General features: G+C 67.9%; 15 protein-coding genes and 2 tRNA genes. 12 read left to right on the forward strand and 5 right to left on the reverse strand.

What is annotated here, in order from left to right; translation table 11 throughout:
- Positions 1-104: 104 nt before the first annotated feature.
- From EIK80_RS16155 to EIK80_RS16165, 3 genes are all read left to right on the forward strand, one after another.
- The gene (locus EIK80_RS16155; protein ID WP_370450228.1) at positions 105-866 is read left to right on the forward strand and encodes a hypothetical protein; all 762 of its coding nucleotides are present in this window, start codon (positions 105-107) and stop codon (positions 864-866) included.
- The gene (locus tag EIK80_RS16160) at positions 797-2,725 is read left to right on the forward strand and encodes an ABC transporter ATP-binding protein/permease (protein ID WP_125158047.1); all 1,929 of its coding nucleotides are present in this window, start codon (positions 797-799) and stop codon (positions 2,723-2,725) included. The genes EIK80_RS16155 and EIK80_RS16160 overlap by 70 nt, the downstream gene beginning before the upstream one ends.
- Positions 2,726-2,787: 62 nt before the next feature.
- Complete coding sequence (locus tag EIK80_RS16165; protein ID WP_125158048.1) at positions 2,788-3,225, forward strand: VOC family protein; 438 nt, start codon at positions 2,788-2,790, stop codon at positions 3,223-3,225.
- Between the two features lie 53 nt (positions 3,226-3,278).
- On the opposite strand, the gene EIK80_RS16170 is transcribed toward EIK80_RS16165, so the two are convergent.
- Positions 3,279-3,659 (reverse strand): hypothetical protein, encoded by a 381-nt coding sequence (locus EIK80_RS16170; RefSeq protein ID WP_125158049.1) that lies wholly within the window; start codon positions 3,657-3,659, stop codon positions 3,279-3,281.
- 169 nt (positions 3,660-3,828) lie between these two features.
- On the opposite strand from EIK80_RS16170, the gene EIK80_RS16175 reads away from it, so the two are divergent.
- The 3 genes from EIK80_RS16175 to EIK80_RS16185 all read left to right on the forward strand — a co-directional run bounded on the left by EIK80_RS16175 (position 3,829) and on the right by EIK80_RS16185 (position 5,068).
- Positions 3,829-4,533 (forward strand): glutathione S-transferase N-terminal domain-containing protein, encoded by a 705-nt coding sequence (locus EIK80_RS16175; protein ID WP_125158050.1) that lies wholly within the window; start codon positions 3,829-3,831, stop codon positions 4,531-4,533.
- A gap of 229 nt (positions 4,534-4,762) precedes the next feature.
- Positions 4,763-4,837 (forward strand) — tRNA-Asn (locus EIK80_RS16180).
- 156 nt (positions 4,838-4,993) lie between these two features.
- Positions 4,994-5,068 (forward strand) — tRNA-Asn (locus EIK80_RS16185).
- 85 nt (positions 5,069-5,153) lie between these two features.
- On the opposite strand, the gene EIK80_RS16190 is transcribed toward EIK80_RS16185, so the two are convergent.
- From EIK80_RS16190 to EIK80_RS16200, 3 genes are all read right to left on the reverse strand, one after another.
- Positions 5,154-7,316: an amylo-alpha-1,6-glucosidase gene (locus tag EIK80_RS16190; RefSeq protein WP_125158051.1), complete on the reverse strand. Its 2,163-nt coding sequence runs from the start codon at positions 7,314-7,316 to the stop codon at positions 5,154-5,156.
- Positions 7,317-7,331: 15 nt separating this feature from the next.
- On the reverse strand, positions 7,332-8,405 hold the full coding sequence (locus EIK80_RS16195; RefSeq protein WP_125158052.1) for a glycosyltransferase family 4 protein: 1,074 nt from the start codon (positions 8,403-8,405) through the stop codon (positions 7,332-7,334).
- Positions 8,406-8,506: 101 nt separating this feature from the next.
- Positions 8,507-8,686 carry a hypothetical protein gene (locus EIK80_RS16200; RefSeq protein WP_125158053.1) on the reverse strand — a complete coding sequence of 60 codons (180 nt, stop codon included), beginning with the start codon at positions 8,684-8,686 and terminating at the stop codon, positions 8,507-8,509.
- Positions 8,687-8,980: 294 nt separating this feature from the next.
- Here EIK80_RS16200 and EIK80_RS16205 point away from each other — a divergent pair, with 294 nt between their 5' ends.
- The 4 genes from EIK80_RS16205 to EIK80_RS16220 all read left to right on the forward strand — a co-directional run bounded on the left by EIK80_RS16205 (position 8,981) and on the right by EIK80_RS16220 (position 14,720).
- Positions 8,981-9,553 (forward strand): protein-L-isoaspartate O-methyltransferase, encoded by a 573-nt coding sequence (locus EIK80_RS16205; RefSeq protein ID WP_125158054.1) that lies wholly within the window; start codon positions 8,981-8,983, stop codon positions 9,551-9,553.
- 128 nt (positions 9,554-9,681) lie between these two features.
- Positions 9,682-11,127, forward strand: coding sequence for a TolC family outer membrane protein (locus EIK80_RS16210; RefSeq protein ID WP_125158055.1), 1,446 nt, complete (start codon positions 9,682-9,684; stop codon positions 11,125-11,127).
- A gap of 129 nt (positions 11,128-11,256) precedes the next feature.
- Positions 11,257-11,793, forward strand: coding sequence for a DUF2497 domain-containing protein (locus tag EIK80_RS16215; protein ID WP_125158056.1), 537 nt, complete (start codon positions 11,257-11,259; stop codon positions 11,791-11,793).
- 206 nt (positions 11,794-11,999) lie between these two features.
- Positions 12,000-14,720, forward strand: a complete 2,721-nt coding sequence (locus EIK80_RS16220; protein ID WP_125158057.1) for a valine--tRNA ligase — start codon at positions 12,000-12,002, stop codon at positions 14,718-14,720.
- On the opposite strand, the gene EIK80_RS16225 is transcribed toward EIK80_RS16220, so the two are convergent.
- Complete coding sequence (locus EIK80_RS16225) at positions 14,717-15,370, reverse strand: HAD-IA family hydrolase (RefSeq protein ID WP_233586712.1); 654 nt, start codon at positions 15,368-15,370, stop codon at positions 14,717-14,719. The genes EIK80_RS16220 and EIK80_RS16225 overlap by 4 nt on opposite strands.
- 196 nt (positions 15,371-15,566) lie before the next feature.
- Between EIK80_RS16225 and EIK80_RS16230 the strand changes: the two genes are divergently transcribed.
- Positions 15,567-17,324, forward strand: coding sequence for a class I adenylate-forming enzyme family protein (locus tag EIK80_RS16230; protein ID WP_125158058.1), 1,758 nt, complete (start codon positions 15,567-15,569; stop codon positions 17,322-17,324).
- A gap of 19 nt (positions 17,325-17,343) precedes the next feature.
- Complete coding sequence (locus EIK80_RS16235) at positions 17,344-17,706, forward strand: DUF1801 domain-containing protein (protein WP_125158059.1); 363 nt, start codon at positions 17,344-17,346, stop codon at positions 17,704-17,706.
- Positions 17,707-17,721: the final 15 nt, after the last annotated feature.

The raw sequence follows: 17,721 nt of genomic DNA on the forward strand, positions 1-17,721 counted from the left end.
CGTCGTCCACTCCACAAAAAGGCGCGCGGTTTCGCGCGCCCGTTCCTATCTGAGGCCGCATGATCAGGATACGCCTCCGGGCTTTCAAGTCGCCGATCCTCGCCGTGAGTGCGACCGCGCTGCTGCTGGCGGCCTGCGAACCCGGAGCGCCGGTGGCGTCCAAAGCGGCCGACAAGCCCGACAGCGCCGAGGCCGGCTATCTGGCCCCGCCAACCCTGGAGGCCGCGCGTCGTGTCGCCAACGGCATCGCCATCTCGGGCCAAGGGGCGCCGGACGCCGACCTGCGCCTGGGCGCGCCGACGGGTGAGGTGGTGATGGGCAAGATCGACGCCCTGGGACAGTGGAGCGTGACCGTGCCCAACGCGCCCGGCGTTCGCCTGTTTGGCCTCTCGTCCATCCAGGACGGCCGCACCGTCCAGGCCGAGGGCTATGTGATGGTCGCCGACGGCGGTGAGGTCGCGCTGCTGCGGGCCGGTGCGGGCGCGCGTCGCCTGGCCGCCGAATCCAGTTCGCCGCGCATCCTGACCGTCGATGTCGACCGTGAGGGCGGGGCGGTCGTGTCCGGCGTCGCCAGCCCCGGCGCGGGCCTGAACGTCCGCGTCGACCGCGTCACGCGCGGCGGCGCCCGCACCGGCGACGACGGTCGTTTCGATATTTCCCTGACCGATGCGCTGGCGCCGGGCGTTCACGACATCCAGGTGGCCGGGGAGGGCGGCGAGACCGCCATCGCCGTGGCGGTCTCGCCGGCCGCGCCTCTGGTCAATGGTCCCGTCCGCGCGGATCGCACGGCGGCCGGTTGGCGGGTCGACTGGATGACGCCGGGCGGCGGAATCCAGACCACCTACCTGATTGGCGCCGCCTCGTGAGGGGCATGGGCGGGCCGCCATCGGCCGGTCGCGCCGCGGTCTCGGGCGGCATCGCCAAGGCCGACCAGCCGGTCCGCTTCTGGCGGGCCATGGGCGACCTCGTGCAACTGGTGCTGCGCTCCGAGGCCCCGGGTCTGCGCTGGCGCGTGACCGTGGCCCTGCTGCTGACCCTGGCCGGCAAGGCGCTGGGCGTGCTGGCCCCGCTGATGCTGGGCAAGGCCGTGAACCAGCTGTCGGCCGGGCAAAGCGCCGCGGTGGCCGTCACCTGGGCCTTCGCGGGCCTGGCGGGCGGCTGGGCCCTGGTCCGCTTCATCTCCGCCGCCGCGCCTCAGGCGCGCGACGCGGTGTTCACGCCCGTGGCCCAGGCCGCCCAGAACCGCGCGGCGGTCGAGACCTTCTCCCACGCCCTGTCGCTGTCGATCGACTTTCACCAGTCCAAGCGGACCGGCGCGCTGTCGCGGACGATCGATCGCGGAGCGCGATCGATGGACTTTCTGCTGCGGGGCTTGGTGTTCAACGTCGCCCCGACCGGCGTCGAGCTGATCATGGCCGCCATCGTCCTGGCCAAGGCCTATGACTGGCGGTTCGCGGCCGTGGCCCTGCTGACGGTGGCCGTCTACGGCTATGCGACCTTCGCCATTTCGGACTGGCGGATCGGCCATCGCCGGGTGCTGAACGAGGCCGACGCCGAGGCCGCCGGACGGGCCGTCGACGCCCTGCTGAACTACGAGACCGTCAAGTCGTTCGGCGGCGAGACGCGGGCCGTGGAGGGCTATGGCAAGGCGCTGGACATCTATGGCCAGGCCCAGATCAAGGCCACCAACTCGCTGAACCTGCTGAACATCGTCCAGTCGGCGGTGATGAGCCTGGGGCTAGGGGCCATGGCCGTGCTGGCGGGCGCGCAGGCCGCCGCGGGCAAGATCGGCCCGGGCGACGTCACCGCCGCCGTTCTGATCCTGATCAACCTCTACGCCCCGCTGAACATTCTGGGCTTCGCCTATCGCGAGATCCGCCAGTCGCTGATCGACATGGAAGCGATGCTGGAGCTGCGTCGCCAGACGGCCGACGTCGCGGATGCGCCCAACGCTCATGACCTGCCGCCTTGCGCCGACCAGCGCGGCGGCGCCGTGGCCTTCGAGAATGTCTCGTTCCGTCATGGCGCGCGCTCCGAAGGCCTCTCCGACGTGTCCCTGACCGTCGCGCCGGGAACCACCGTGGCCATTGTCGGGCCCTCGGGCGCGGGCAAGACCACCCTGGTGCGCCTGGCGCTGCGGATGATCGATCCGCAGGCGGGCCGCGTCACCCTGGACGGCCACGACCTGCGCGACCTCAAGCAGGCCTCCCTGCGCCGGGCCGTGGCCCTGGTCCCGCAGGACGTGGCGCTGTTCAACGACACCCTGGCGTCGAATATCGCCTTCGCCCGTCCGGGCGCGAGCGAGGCCGAGGTATGGGCGGCGGCGGAGGCCGCGGAGCTCGGCGAATTCATCCGCAACCTGCCCGAGGGCATGGACACCAAGGTCGGCGAGCGCGGCCTCAAGCTGTCCGGCGGCGAGCGCCAGCGCGTGGGCATCGCCCGGGCCCTGCTGGCCCAGCCGCGCGTGCTGATCCTGGACGAGGCCACCAGCGCGCTGGACAGCCGCACCGAGGCGGCGATCCAGGCGACCCTGCGCAAGGCCCGGGCGGGGCGCACGACCCTGGTCGTGGCCCACCGCCTCTCGACCATCGCCGACGCCGACGAGATCGTGGTGCTGCGGCGGGGCAAGATCGTCGAGCGCGGCCGTCACGAGGCCCTGTTGGAGGCCGGCGGCGAATACGCCGCCCTGTGGCGTCGCCAGACCCGCGAGCGAGAGCCCGTTTAGTGGATTTCTCCGGTCCCGCCCGGGGGCTATACCGACATCGGTTTCTCTGAAGGAGCTTCGCCTTGCGCTATCTGCACACCATGGTCCGCGTCCGCGATCTGGACGCCTCGCTGCGGTTCTATTGCGAAGGCCTGGGGCTCCAGGAAGCCTACCGCATGGAGAACGAGAAGGGGCGCTTCACCCTGGTCTTCCTGGCCGCGCCCGAGGACGTCGAGTTGGCCAAGGAGCGCAAGGCTCCGCTGGTCGAGCTGACGTACAACTGGGACGACGAGGAGTATCTGGGCGGCCGCAACTTCGGTCACCTGGCCTATCGCGTCGACGACATCTACGAGACCTGCCAGCGTCTGATGGACATGGGCGTGACGATCAACCGCCCGCCGCGCGACGGCCATATGGCGTTCGTGCGTTCGCCGGACGGCATTTCGATCGAGCTGCTGCAGGATGGCAATCTGCCCGCCGCCGAACCGTGGGCCTCGATGCCCAACACGGGCGCCTGGTAGGTCCTAGAGCCCTTTTCGATCCGATGGCGGCTTCGCGCTTATCGGAAAATGCTCTAGGGCCGGGGGCGGGCCATTTCTTCCAGTCGCCGGCGCGGCGCGTCGGCGATGCCCGCCCACAGGATGCGGGCCAGCTCCACGCGATAGGCGGCGGCGTAGCCGGTGATGAATGTCGCCGCCAGGCCGTCCAGCATCGCGCGGCTGAGGTCCTTGCGGGCCAGGATGGCCTTGCGGTCGACCGGCGCCTCGGTGTCGGAGGCCGCGACGCGCTTGTCGAGCGCGATCGCCGCGTGGACGGCCAGGTTCACCAGGGCCGGCAACTGGCTGATGTCGCCGCGAGGCCTGGCATGGACGCCGTTCTTCGACCCCGCTTCGAAATCGAGCGCTCCCGTCACACGCGCCAGAGTGGTCGGCCAATGATCGTCCGCGGTGGTCATGATGTCGTTTTCGCCCCCCCGAGCGCCTCTCGCACCTCGGATAGCGATGTTCGCGCTCGGATCAAATGGCCCGATGCGTCGCTTCCTCGTTTTGGGGGGCTCTGGAAAACCGGGGCGGACGCCCCAAATGCAACCGGCGCCGTTACGAGCGCCGTGAACGAGGTTTCCGATGTCGGATCTGTCCGCCTTTCCAATCACCCAGCGCTGGCCGGCGCAGCATCCCGACCGTATCCAGCTCTATTCGTTGCCGACGCCCAACGGGGTGAAGGTCTCGATCATGCTGGAGGAGACGGGTCTGGCCTATGAGCCGCATCTGATCGACATCGGCGCCAACGAGACCTGGGTCCCCGAGTATCTGTCGCTGAATCCGAACGGGAAGATTCCGGCGATCATCGATCCCGACGGTCCGGGCGGCAAGCCGCTTGGCCTGTTCGAGAGCGGCGCGATCCTGGTTTACCTGGCCGAGAAGACCGGCAAGTTCCTGCCCGCCGATCCGGCGGCCCGCTATGAAACCCTGCAGTGGGTGATGTTCCAGATGGCCGCGATCGGCCCGATGTTCGGCCAGTTGGGCTTCTTCCACCGTTTCGCCGGCAAGGACTACGAGGACAAGCGCCCGCGCGATCGCTACGTCGCCGAGAGCAAGCGCCTGCTGGGCGTGCTGGAGGATCGCCTGGCGACCCGCGCCTGGATCATGGGCGACGAGTACACCATCGCCGACATCGCCACCCTGGGCTGGGTGCGCAACCTCGTGGGCTTCTACGGGGCGGGCGAGTTGGTCGACTGGGCGTCGCTCAAGCACGTGCCGCGCTGGCTGGAGGCGGGGCTGGCCCGTCCGGCCGTGCGGCGCGGCCTGGAGATCCCCAAGCGTCCCTAGGCGGGCTCTCGGTCGCGAGGGTGCGACTCCTGCGACCAAATGGCCGGGGTGTTAAGAATTAAGATCTCGTTCACCATAAAGTCCGAGTTTCGGGGTGTCTTCTTTGAAGGCGCCCACCATCACTGACTTTCAACAGCCCGGCCGCAAGCCGGGCTGCTTTTTTGAAATTCGGCGCTTGCATCGGCGAGGGGAGGCGGCTATCACGCGGCCTCTTCTGAGAGCGACCTGTTCCGCGGTAGCTCAGTGGTAGAGCAGCCGGCTGTTAACCGGCTGGTCGTAGGTTCGAATCCTACCCGCGGAGCCACTCTTTCTTCTGTTCGCTCGGAAGCTTTCGACAAAATCAGCTTGGCGTTTCGCAACGCTGCGGTCGCGCGCCTCGAGCCCAAAACGCGTCGAAGTCATCGCTTGCATCGACTCGAAGCGAAGGCTATCACCCGGCCTCTTCTGAAGAGCGACCTGTTCCGCGGTAGCTCAGTGGTAGAGCAGCCGGCTGTTAACCGGCTGGTCGTAGGTTCGAATCCTACCCGCGGAGCCACTCTTTCCAGACTTGCGACCGGCGATGTTCGGTCCTGGCAAGTCTAGGTCGCATGCGAAGACTTCCATAAAGCTCAAGCCAAGCGTCAGTCCCACGAGGGCTTTGACCGGATGATCAGCGGCACGTCGCCCTCGGTGCGCACGGCGACGCGTTCTCCCTGGCGTTCGAAGATCAGGTCGACGGTGAGGGCGCCGACGCGCAATCGTTCCACGGCCAGACGATCTATGCCGATCGGCAGGCGCGGATCCACCAGGACGATCTGGCCGCGATTGGCGTCGATGGTGATCCCCAGGCACGCCTGCAGCATCATGAACACCGAACCCGCCGCCCAGGCCTGGGGCAGGCAGGCGACCGGATAGGCTACGGGCGGCTCGCCGGGCGAGCGCGGGAAGCCGCAGAACAGTTCGGGCAGGCGCATCCCCATGCGGCTGGCGGTCTCGAACAGGTCGGCCGTCAGGTTCACCACGCCGTCGCGCTCGCCGTAGCGCGACAGGCCCATGACGCACAGCGCCGTGTCGTGCGGCCAGACCGATCCATTGTGATAGCTGATCGGATTGAAGCGGGCCTCGCCGGTGGCCAGGGTCCGCACGCCCCAGCCGGAGTTGAAGCTGGCCGACAGCAACTGGTCGCTGACCTTGCGGGCCCGTTCAGGCGAGGGCAGGCCACAGAACAGCAGGTGGCCCGGATTGGACGACAGCGTCCGGCACAGCTGGCCCTGGCCGTCGACGGCGATGCCGTAGAAGCCGCGCTCCTCCATCCAGAACAGCGTCTCGACCTTCTCGCGCAGCGTCTCGGCCTTTTGCCGCCAGATCGCGGCCTGGCCGATCTCGCCCCGGCGTTCGGCCAGCCGGGCCATGCCGCGATAGGCGGCGAAGGCGTAGCCCTGCACCTCGACGAGGGCGATAGGCCCCGTGGGGTATCGGCCGTCGGTGTGGAAGACGGAATCCTCGCTGTCCTTCCAGCCTTGGTTGGACAGGCCGCTGTCCTGGCCGCGCGCGTAGTCGATCAGGCCGTCGCCGTCGCTGTCGCCGTCGTTCTCGATCCAGCGCATGGCCTTTTCGAGCGCGGGCCACAGTTCCTCGATAAGACTGTCGTCGCCGGTCCGCTCCTGATAGGCGCCGGCCAGGGCCACGAACAGCGGCGTGGTGTCGACCCCGCCGTAGTATCGGCCAAACGGCACCTCGCCCAACGCGGGCATCTCGCCCTTGCGGGTTTCGTGCATGATCTTGCCAGGCGCGCTGTCGCGGAACGTCGAGCGCTCATTGGCCTGGTGGGCGGCGAGATAGCGCAGCACGCCCTTGGCGAGCGACGGCTCGAACCACAGAATCTGCCAGGCCGTGATGATCGCGTCGCGCCCGAAGGCGGTCGAGAACCAGGGGATGCCGGCATACGGATAGGGGCCGGTCTCCATCTTGGTGGTCAGCAGGGCCAGATCCGCTCGCGATTTGCCCAGCCACTCGTTGAACAGGCGGCCCGAACTGTTCAGGCGCGCGCCATGACGGCGGCGGGCGCGCATGTCCCAGCGGGCCCGCGCGGCGGCGTCGCGGAACCGCTCGCGGCTGGGAATATGGCCATCGACCACGCCGATCTCGATATAGAGGTCGGTCTGGCCCTCGGCGTGCAGCGAGAACATGAACTCGGCCTTGTGGGCCGAAAGGCGGAACGGCGCGTCCGAGAACGCGATGAACGAGGTTCGCTCGACGTCGTCGAGGCCGAGATAGCTGTAGGCCACCCGCCGGCCATCGACGCGCGGCGGACCCTTGGTTCCGCGCTTGGCGCGATGGCTGCCGCGCACCTCGAACATGTCGCGGAAATCGGCGTCGAACTCGATGGTCATCGGCAGCAGCACGGTGTCGCGGCTGTAGTTGACGCAGCGGATGCGCTCGAACAGGCGCTCGCCCCACAGGAAGCGCTTGCGCTCGATGTGCAGCACGCCGGGCGGACCCATGCGCTCGCCGGGATAGGGCAGGGCCTGATTGGTGCTGTTGCAGGTGAAGAAGACGTTGTCGTGAGCGACCGCCGCCGACAGCAGCGATGGCATGCGGCCGCCCAGGGTCAGCCGATACAGCGACAGGATGCGGGTGTCGTTGTGGAACAACCCGTCGCCCTGGCCGGCGATGTCCCCGAACTCATCGGCGACGAGAAAGGTGTCCTTGTCCTTGAGCGCATAGAGATTCTGCGGCGCGCGGACCTCCGCCGTCACGCCGTAGTCGACCGGCGCCTCCATGGCCGGTGCAAGACTCTCCATGGCCCCTCCTTCAATTCATGCGCTAGCCGCCATATCGACCAAGGACGGGTAGACGGCCGCGCCATCACATAGCCGCTCGTAGAGGGCGACATAGCGGCGGGCCATCGCCTCGGACGAGAACCGTTCCTCGAAACGCGCGCGGACACGCTTTCGATCCAGGTTTTCGACCTTGAGAATGGCGTCGGCGGCCTGGTCGTCATTCTCGACGATGAAGCCGGTCAGGCCGTCCTCGATGACCTCGGGCACCGAGCCGCAGCGATAGGCCACGACGGGCGTGCCGCAGGCCATGGCCTCGATCATCACCAGGCCGAAGGGCTCGGGCCAGTCGATCGGGAAGAGCAGGGCGTCGGCGCCGCCCAGGAAGGCCGACTTGTCGCTGTCGCCGATTTCGCCGACGAACTCGATCAAGGGCTCGCCGCGCATCATCGGCGCGATGACGTCGTCGAAATAGGCGCGGTCGGCGGAGTCGACCTTGGCGGCGATCTTCAGGCGTTTGCCCAGGCGCTTGGCCAGGTTGATGGCGCGGTCGGGGCGCTTCTCGGGCGAGATGCGGCCCAGGAAGGCCAGGTAGCCCTGGCTCTTCTCGGAGAAGGCGTAGATGTCGGCGTTCATGCCGTGGTGCACCGTGCCGGCCCAGTTGGCGAAGGGCAGGGGGCGGCGCTGGTCGTCGCTGATCGAGACCAGCGGGAACTGGGGCCAGCGCTTGTAGACGGCCGGCAGGTCCTTGAGGTCCAGGCGCCCGTGCAGCGTGGTCAGGGTGTTCTCGGCCCGGTCGGCGAAGAACGGGAACTGCACCATGTCGGTATGGAAGTGGACGATGTCGAACTGGTCGGCCAGGGCGCGGACTTCGGCCAGTTGGGTCAGGTGGGAGGCGAGATCCGACTTGAGCGGCGCGGGGTCCAGGCGGATGGCCTGGTCACGAACGGCGATCAACCGAGCCTTGGTCTGGGCCTCGGCGCTGGCGAACAGGGTGACCTCGTGACCCAGGTCGACCAGGGCGTCGGTGAGGTGGGCGACAACGCGTTCCGTGCCGCCGTAAAGACGCGGCGGAACAGCTTCGTAGAGGGGGGTGACCTGGGCGATCTTCATGGCGCGGACCTTGACGGGGAGGGAACTGGAACGCGGCGCGGGTCCGCCACAGATCAGTTCCGATCGCCGCTATTGGTTCCAAAGCTCGCCCTCTTGCGGCCTCAATGCTGCTGGGCGCGGCGTTGCAATTGCTCCTGACGCTCGCGCTCCTGCCGCAAGGCGCGCTGGCGCCGACGATAGCGTCCATAGAGCTTGCGGCCGATCGAGGTCAGCCGCGGCAGGAAATAGATCACGATCAGAGCGCAGATCGTCGCCACGATCACAACGGGCGCACTCAACATGGTGGTTTCCTATGAAGCCTAAGGTTCAGGCTTCCTCCCCATACGGCGGGCGAACCGCCGAGAGCCGCTTATTTACCATGCGGCGAAGCTGATCAATCGAGGTTACGTGACAGTCGCCGTCATAGGCGCCGATGACCGCCTTTTGATCTTTGGAAGCATATCTCCACAAGGCGATGACGCTTTTAAGGCGCTTACCGGGCGATGGGCGAACGCGCGCGGCCTCCGATCGCATTGCGTTTCGGCCGGGCGCGGACCTATAAGCCTGCTCGAAAGTCCAGTCCTTCGAGGGATTCCATGAGCACCGACTTCGCCGCCGCGCGGCTGAACATGGTCGAGAGCCAGATTCGCACCGCCGACGTCACCGACCTGCCGCTGCAGGACGCCCTGCGGGTGGTGGCGCGCGAGAGCGTCGTGCCGGCTTCGAAGGCCTATCTGGCCTATGCCGACGCCGACATCGAATACGCGCCCGGCCGCTGGTTGCTGCGCCCGCGAGAGGTCGGCAAGCTGCTGCAGGCCCTCAAGCCTCGCGAGGGCGAGAAGGCCCTGGCCATCGCCGCGCCCTACGCCGCGACCGTGCTTGAGACCATGGGCCTGGCCGTCACCCGCCTGGAGGGCGACGACCTGAAGGCCGTGCCGGCCGGCTCCTACGACGTGATCATCTGCGAAGGCGCCGTCGCCGCGGCGCCCAAGGCCTGGCGGGACGCCCTGGCCATCGGCGGCCGTCTGGGCGTTGTCGAGCGCACGGGTCCGGTCGGTCGCGCCGCCATCTATCTGCGCGCCGAGGACGGCGTGGGCCGTCGCCAGGCCTTCGACGCCTCGCCGCCGATGCTGGCCGGTTTCGAGGTCGAGGCCGGTTTCAGCTTCTAGACACCCTTGGGCGGTAGCCTGCCGCAACGTCTGCGTGAAAAAAGCTTAACTAGCGGCTTCTGGCGGCTGGACTTACACGCGGTCATATTGTGGCGAGCGCGCTTCGCGGGGATTGGGGATAGAATTTGATGTCGAACCGTCGACGGGCCGGGCTGCTGGCCGCCGCTTGCTGCGCCAGTCTGCTGGCCGGCGCGTTTTCCACCGCTCACGCTGACACCCTGGCCGATGCGATCGCCCTGGCCTATCAGACCAATCCGACGCTGCAGCAGCAGCGCGCCAGCGCTCGCATCACCGACGAGGGGGTCGTGCAGGCCAAGACGGGCTTCCGCCCGACGGTCGGCGCCGTGCTCGACGTGACTGGCGCGGACCTCAACCCGGCCGGTTCCGGCCCGAACGTCAAGTCCTCGGGCAGCAGCGCCACGGTCTCGGTGACCCAGCCGCTGTACACCGGCGGCCGCGCCAGCGCGACGCTGAGCGCCGCCGAGGCCGACGTGCTGTCGGCCCGCGAAAGCCTGCGCTCGGTCGAACAGAGCGTACTGGTCAACGTCGTTCAGGCCTATGTCGATGTCCGCCGCGACCAGGAACGCCTGCGCATCGCCAAGGAAAACGTCGCGGTGCTGCAGCGCCAGCTCGACGAATCCAACGCCCGCTTCGAAGTGGGCGAGATCACCCGCACCGATGTGGCCCAGTCGCAGGCGCGCCTGGCGGCCGCCAAGGCAGGCCTGTCGGGCGCCCAGGCCCAACTCGAGGTCAGCCGCGCCGGTTACGCCGCCATCGTCGGTCAGACGGCGGGCGACCTGGCGCCGGAGCCGACCCTGGCCGGCCTGCTACCCGCCTCGGTCGATCAGGCCTTCGAGGCCGCCCAGACGACCAATCCGGGCGTGACCTCGGCCCAGTACAACGAAGAGGCCGCCGCCGCCCGTGTCGCGGTGGCCAAGGCCGGCTATCGCCCGACGATCTCGGCCCGCGCCGGCCTCGGCTTCGACGCCGGTCGCAGCGCTGGCGTCGGCAGCCAGTTCGACGACTATTCGCGCACCGTCTCGGGTTCGGTCACCGCCTCGGTGCCGATCTTCACCGGCGGCCTGACGACCTCGCAGGTTCGCGCCGCCACTGAACGCGAGAACGCCGCCCGCAGCGCCACCGAAAGCGCCAAGCGCACCGCGATCCAGCAGGTCTCGAACGCCTGGAGCAACCTCCTGGCCTCGCGCGCCCAGCTGGGTTCGAACGAGGAACAGGTGCGCGCCACCCGCATCGCCTTCGAAGGCGTGCGCCAGGAGCAGCAGGTCGGCCTGCGCACCACGCTGGACGTGTTGAACGCCCAGCTGGAGCTGTCGAACGCCGAGCTGGCCCTGGTCAGCGCGCGCCGCGACGAATACGTGGCCAGCGCCGTCGTCCTGCAGGCCATGGGCCAACTGGACGTCAACAAGCTGTCGACCGGCGCGACGCCCTACGATCCCAAGGCCTCCTACAACCGCGTGACGCACGGCGTGGGCTGGGTGCCGTGGGAGCCGGTGGTTCAGGCGATCGACAAGGTCGGCGCGCCTTCCACCAAGTCGCGGGCGGGCTCGAAGTAGGCTTCCCGCCGCGTCGATTCCGCTCAGGCGTGGACTTACGCTTGCTTAACACGCGTAAGTCTGCACCATCGCGGCCAAGCGCGTCCTAGGGCGCGCAAGGATTCGTACCCTTTACGACGGCCCCCGCACATGTCCGATCAGAGCTCTCAAGAACCGACGATGGAGGAGATCCTCGCCTCCATCCGACGCATCATCTCGGAGGATGACGCGCCGGCGGAGCCTGCGGCCGAGGCCGCGCCGCCTCCGCCGCCGGAGCCCGAACCCGAGCCCGTCGATGACGACATCCTCGAGCTGACCGATCCGATCGTTTCGGAACCGGAGCCCGAGCTGCCGCCGCTGGAAACGGTTGGCGACATCGACGTTTATTCGCCGCCGGAGCCCGCGCCCGAGCCCGCCTATACCCCGCCGCCCTCGGCGCCGGTGTTCAACCGCGACGAAGTGGCCGACAATCTGGTCGGCGACCACGCCGCCTCGGCCGCCGCCAGCGCGTTCGGCAGCCTGAGCTCGGCCCTGCTGATGCCCAAGGACGGGCGCACGCTGGAAGACGTCGTACGCGAACTGCTGCGCCCGCTGCTCAAGGCGTGGCTTGACGAAAACCTCCCGCGCATCGTCGAGACCAAGGTCGAGGAAGAAGTGCACCGGATCGCCCGCGGTCGCGGCGTCTAGAGCCCACGCCTTCGCGTCGCGAAGGCGCTTCCTAGAAAAGACGCGCGACAGGCGCCGAAACCGGTTTCCACTTTCGGCTGTCGCGCTTCCAGGACCCGAAATATCGAGGCGGTCGCTGCGGCGGCCGCCTTTTTCGTTTCCAACCGTCAGAAAACCCAGGCCCGCCGGTTTCGCGCCGGGGCCGCAGATGGCATATCCGCTCCGCCATGCTTGAAAAGACCTTCGATCCCAAGTCCGTCGAACCCCGCCTGTACGCCGCCTGGGAGGCCTCCGGGGCCTTCAAGCCGAGCGAGGATCCGAACGCCGAGCCGTTCGTCATCGTGATCCCGCCGCCGAACGTGACGGGCTCGCTGCACATCGGCCACGCGCTGAACAACACGCTGCAGGACGTGCTGACCCGCTTCCACCGCATGCGCGGCAAGGCCGCCCTGTGGCTGCCGGGCACCGATCACGCGGGTATCGCCACCCAGATGGTGGTCGAGCGCCAACTGGCCGCCGCCGGCAATATCGGTCGCCGCGACATGGGCCGCGAGGCCTTCGTCGCCAAGGTCTGGGAATGGAAGGCCGAGAGCGGCGGGACCATCACCAACCAGCTGCGTCGCCTGGGCGCCAGCTGCGACTGGTCGCGCGAGCGTTTCACCCTGGACGAGGGCCTGTCGGCAGCCGTCCGCAAGGTGTTCGTCCAGCTCTACAAGCAGAACCTGCTCTATCGCGACAAGCGCCTGGTCAACTGGGACCCGCAGTTCCAGACCGCCATCTCCGACCTGGAGGTCGAGCAGAAGGAGGTCGACGGCGCCTATTGGCACTTCGCCTATCCGCTGGCCGACGGCGTCACCTACCAGCACCCGATCGCCTTCGATGACGACGGCAAGCCGACCGAGTTCGAGACCCGCGACTACATCGTCGTGGCCACGACGCGTCCGGAGACCATGCTGGGCGACACCGGCGTCGCGGTCCATCCGGATGACGAACGCTACAAGGGCCTGGTCGGCAAGTTCGTGACCCTGCCGATCGTCGGCCGCCGCATCCCGATCGTCGCCGACGACTACGCCGACCCGACCAAAGGCTCGGGCGCGGTGAAGATCACCCCGGCCCACGACTTCAACGACTTCCAGGTCGGCAAGCGCGCCGGCCTGGAAGCGATCAACATCCTGACCGCCGAAGCCAAGCTGAACGACTCGGTTCCGGCCGAATTCGTCGGCATGGACCGCTTCGTCGCGCGCAAGGCCATCGTCGCTCGCGCCGAGGAAGAGGGCTGGCTGAAGGAGATCGAGAAGACCCGGCATATGGTCCCGCACGGCGACCGTTCGGGCGTGGTCATCGAGCCGTTCCTGACCGACCAGTGGTACGTCGACGCCAAGACCCTGGCCCAGCCGGCCCTGAAGGCGGTGGAAAAGGGCCAGACGGTCTTCGAACCCAGGCACTGGGAAAAGACCTACTTCGAATGGCTGCGCAACATCGAGCCGTGGTGCGTCTCGCGCCAGCTCTGGTGGGGCCACCGCATCCCGGCCTGGTTCGGGCCGGAAGGCTCGATCTTCGTCGAGGAAACCGAGGAAGCCGCCTACGCCGCCGCCAAGGCCCAGTTCGGCGAGAACGTCGTCCTGAGCCAGGACGAGGACGTTCTCGACACCTGGTTCAGCTCGGCCCTGTGGCCGTTCTCGACCCTGGGCTGGCCGGAAAAGACCGCCGACCTCGCCAAGTTCTATCCGACCAGCACCCTGGTCACCGGCTTCGACATCATCTTCTTCTGGGTCGCCCGGATGATGATGATGGGCATCCACTTCATGGGCGAAGTTCCGTTCAAGCAGGTGTTCATCAACGCCCTCGTCCGTGACGAGAAGGGCGCCAAGATGAGCAAGTCCAAGGGCAACGTGATGGATCCGCTGATCCTGATCGATGAGCTGGGCTGCGACGCGGTGCGCTTCACCATGACGGCGATGTCGGGCCAGGCGCGCGACATCAAGCTCTCCAAGCAGCGCATCGAGGGCTATCGCAACTTCGGCACCAAGCTGTGGAACGCCTCGCGCTTCGCCCAGATGAACGAGTGCGTCCGTATCGAGGGCTTCGATCCTTCGACCGTGCAGCAGCCGATCAACAAGTGGATCCGCGGCGAGACGGTCAAGACCGTCGCCGAGGTCACCCGCGCCCTGGAAGCCCCGGCCTTCGACGAGGCCGCCGGCGCCCTGTACCGCTTCGTCTGGAACGTGTTCTGCGACTGGTACCTGGAACTGGCCAAGCCGATCCTGAACGGCGATGACGCCGCGGCCAAGGCCGAGACCCGTGCCATGGCCGCCTGGACGCTGGACGTGATTTTGAAGCTGCTGCACCCGGTGATGCCGTTCATCACCGAGGAGCTGTGGGAGAAGACCGCCAAGTTCGGCCCCGCCCGCGACTCCATGCTGATCTCGGCCCGGTGGCCCGAACTGCCGGAGAGCTGGATCGACGCCGAGGCCGAGGCCGAGATCGGCTGGCTGGTCGAGACCGTCGGCGAGATCCGCTCGATCCGCGCCGAGATGAACGTGCCGCCCTCGGCCAAGCCGGCGCTCAGCGTCGTCGGCGCGGGCGCCGAGACCAAGGCCCGGCTGGCCCGTCACCGCGACCTTCTGCTGACCCTGGCGCGCCTCGACAGCGTCCGGGAAGTCGAGGCGGCTCCGGCCGGTTCCGTGCCGATCGTGATGGGCGAGGCCACCGGCGCCCTGGCCATCGCCGACTTCATCGACCTGACGGCCGAGAAGGCGCGTCTGACCAAGGAAATCTCCGGTCACGCCGGCGAGATCGAGAAGGTCAACAAGAAGCTCGGCAATCCCGACTTCCTCGCCCGCGCCAAGGAAGAGGTCGTCGAGGAAAACCGCGAACGCTTGGCCGAGGCCGAGGCCGCCAAGGCCAAGCTCCAAGCGGCGCTGAGCCGGCTGGAGTCGGTAGGCTAGAAGCTGAGCGCGCCTTCGGGTGTGACCCTCAATGGACCATAGCTGGAGACGCCCGGATGCGGCGTCTCCAGCGGATGGCTGTGGGTGGCGGTGATCACTACGACGCTGGCCCCGGCCGCCTCGGCCGCGGCGATGCCCGCCGGGGCGTCCTCGAACACCAGGCAGGCCTCGATCGGATGGCCCAGGCGCTGGGCCGCCAGCAGGAAGCAGTCCGGCGCCGGCTTGCCGCGCTCGACGTCCTCGGCGGTGACCAGCACGGCGGGGAGGGGCAGGCCCGCCGCCATCAACCGCACCGTGGCCAGTTCGCGTGGGGCTGAAGTGACGACGGCCCAGCGATCGGCGGGCAGGGCGCTGAGGAAGGCGACCGCGCCCTCGATGGCGTCGATGCCCTCAACGTCGGCGATCTCGCCCTCCATCAGCGCCAGGACCTCGGCCGCCTCGTCGACATCGGGGATGTTGAAGCTACGCACTGTCTCGATCGCCCGCCGACCGTGGATTTGCTTCAGCACCGCCTCGACATCCAGTCCATGCTTGCGCGCCCAGGCGCCCCAGACCCGCTCGGCGGCGACGATCGAGGTCAGGACCGTACCATCCATATCGAACAGGAAGGCGGCGAATTCGCGATCGGGAAAGAGCGGGGATTCGGCCAAGGCGGCGCTCCGGTTTCTGGAAATGACGCTAGGTCATCGGCTTTCCAGCGCGCGCTGTCCAGGCTGGGGCGGAGCGTCTAGGTTATCAATGTTCTCCTAGGATCAAACGGACGTTTGCATCCGGCTTGCGGCTGTGCTCTCTGGTCGGCGAACGCGCTCGATCAAACAGGGCGCGACACCTAACCGGGAGAGTAGAATGAGCCAGGCCGCCCCCGTCACCGCGTCCGTTCCGTGGCCAGCGATGTCCGTCCAACAGGCGTACGCCCTGATCACTCAGCCCGGGACCCCCGGCGAGATGGAGGAGATCGAGATCCGGGGCGTGAAGACCCGGGTCTGGAAGAACGCGCCGCCGACCCTGCGCGACACCCTGCTGATGGGGCGCACGCACGGCGACAAGATCTTCATGGTCCATGAGGATGAGCGCGTCAGTTTCGAGGCCTTCTATCGGGCCGTCACCGTGTTCGCGGCGGAGCTGGCGGCCAAGGGCGTTCAGAAGGGCGACCGGGTCGCCATCGTCATGCGCAACCTGCCCGAATGGCCCGTGGCCTTCTATGCCGGCCTGTCCCTGGGCGCGATCGTCACGCCGCTGAACGCATGGTGGACCGGCGCGGAGCTGGAATATGGCCTGCTCGATTCCGGCGCGTCGGTCCTCGTGGTCGATGTCGAACGCTATGAGCGCCTGACCGAACACCTGCACAACTGCCCCGAGCTGCGCAATGTCTATGTCAGCCGCTCTCCCGAGGAGATCAGCCACCCGGCCGTGATCCACCTCGAGGCGGTGATCGGCGGTCCCAACGACTGGGCGGGGCTGGAGGAAAAGCCGCTGTCGACCACGCCCCTGGCGGCGGATGACGACGCGACGATCTTCTACACCTCCGGCACCACGGGAAAGCCCAAGGGCGCCATCGGCACCCATCGCAACATCAACAGCAACATCTTCGCCGCCGCCGCCGCCAGCGCGCGCAGTTTCCTGCGCCGCGGCGAGGCCCCCCCCGAGCCCGATCCCAGCCTGCCACAGAAGGGCGCGCTGATTTCCGTGCCGTTCTTCCACGCCACGGGCTGTTTCGCGGTGCTGAACCCCTCGTTGTTCGGCGGCGCCAAGCTGGCCATGATCCGCAAGTGGGATCCCGACAAGGCCATGCAGCTGATCCAGGACGAGCGCCTGACCTCGATGGGCGGCGTGCCCACGATCGCCTGGCAGATCATCGAGCATCCCAACCGCGATAAGTACGACCTTTCGTCCATCGAGGCCGTGGCCTATGGCGGCGCGCCCTCGGCCCCGGAACTGGTCCGCAAGATCAAGGAAGTCTGGCCCAAGGCGGCGCCCGGCAACGGCTGGGGCATGACCGAGACCTCGGCCACCGCCACCAGCAATTCGGCCGAGGACTATGAGAACCGTCCCGACTCGTGCGGCCCCGCCGTGCCGGTCACCGACCTGAAGATCATGACCGTGGAGGCCCCATACCGCGAGCTGCCGATCGGCGAGGTCGGCGAGCTGTGGTGCAAGGGCCCGCAGGTCGTGCGCGGCTACTGGAACAAGCCGGAAGCCACCAGCCAGACCTTCGTCGACGGCTGGGTGCGTACGGGCGACCTGGCGCGCCTCGACGCCGAGGGCTTCTGCTTCATCATCGACCGGGCCAAGGACATGCTGATCCGCGGCGGCGAGAACATCTACTGCATCGAGGTCGAGAACTGCCTCTACGACCACCCGGCGGTGATGGACGCGGCCCTGGTCGGCATCCCGCACAAGACCCTGGGCGAGGAGCCGGCGGCCGTGGTCACCCTGAAGCCCGGGGCGCAGGCCGACGAAGCCGAGCTACGCGCCTTCGTCGCCGATCGTCTCGCTGCTTTCAAGGTGCCGGTGAAGATCGTCTTCTGGCACGAGACCTTGCCGCGCAACGCCAATGGCAAGATCATGAAGAACGAACTGAAGAAGGTGTTCGTCGAGGGGTAGCCCCCTGGGAGAAGCGCGGATGGTCCAGTCCAAGGCGACGACGGTTGATGACTTCATGGAGGAGGTCGCGCCCGAGCGCCGCCCGGCGCTGGACCGCCTGCGCGCCATGTGCATTGAGCGCTTCGGTGCGGACATGGAGCGGATGGCGTTCGGCATGCCGGCTTATGGCGATCCGAAGACCCCTTTCTTCGCGTTCAACAGCCAGAAGCAGTACATCGCTCTCTATGCGGGCAAGGCGGCGCTGGATGCGGTCCAGGAGCGCATGGCCGGTGTCGATCGTGGCGGCGGCTGCGCGCGCTGGAGGAAGCCCGAGAAGATGGACTTCGAGCTGATCGCGGACATTCTGGACCATATACGGGCCAGCGGGCGGGGCGGCTGCTGACCGCCCCGCGTGAGA

Origin of the sequence: Caulobacter sp. 602-1 (genome assembly GCF_003931565.1) — a bacterium.
Classification (GTDB): domain Bacteria; phylum Pseudomonadota; class Alphaproteobacteria; order Caulobacterales; family Caulobacteraceae; genus Caulobacter.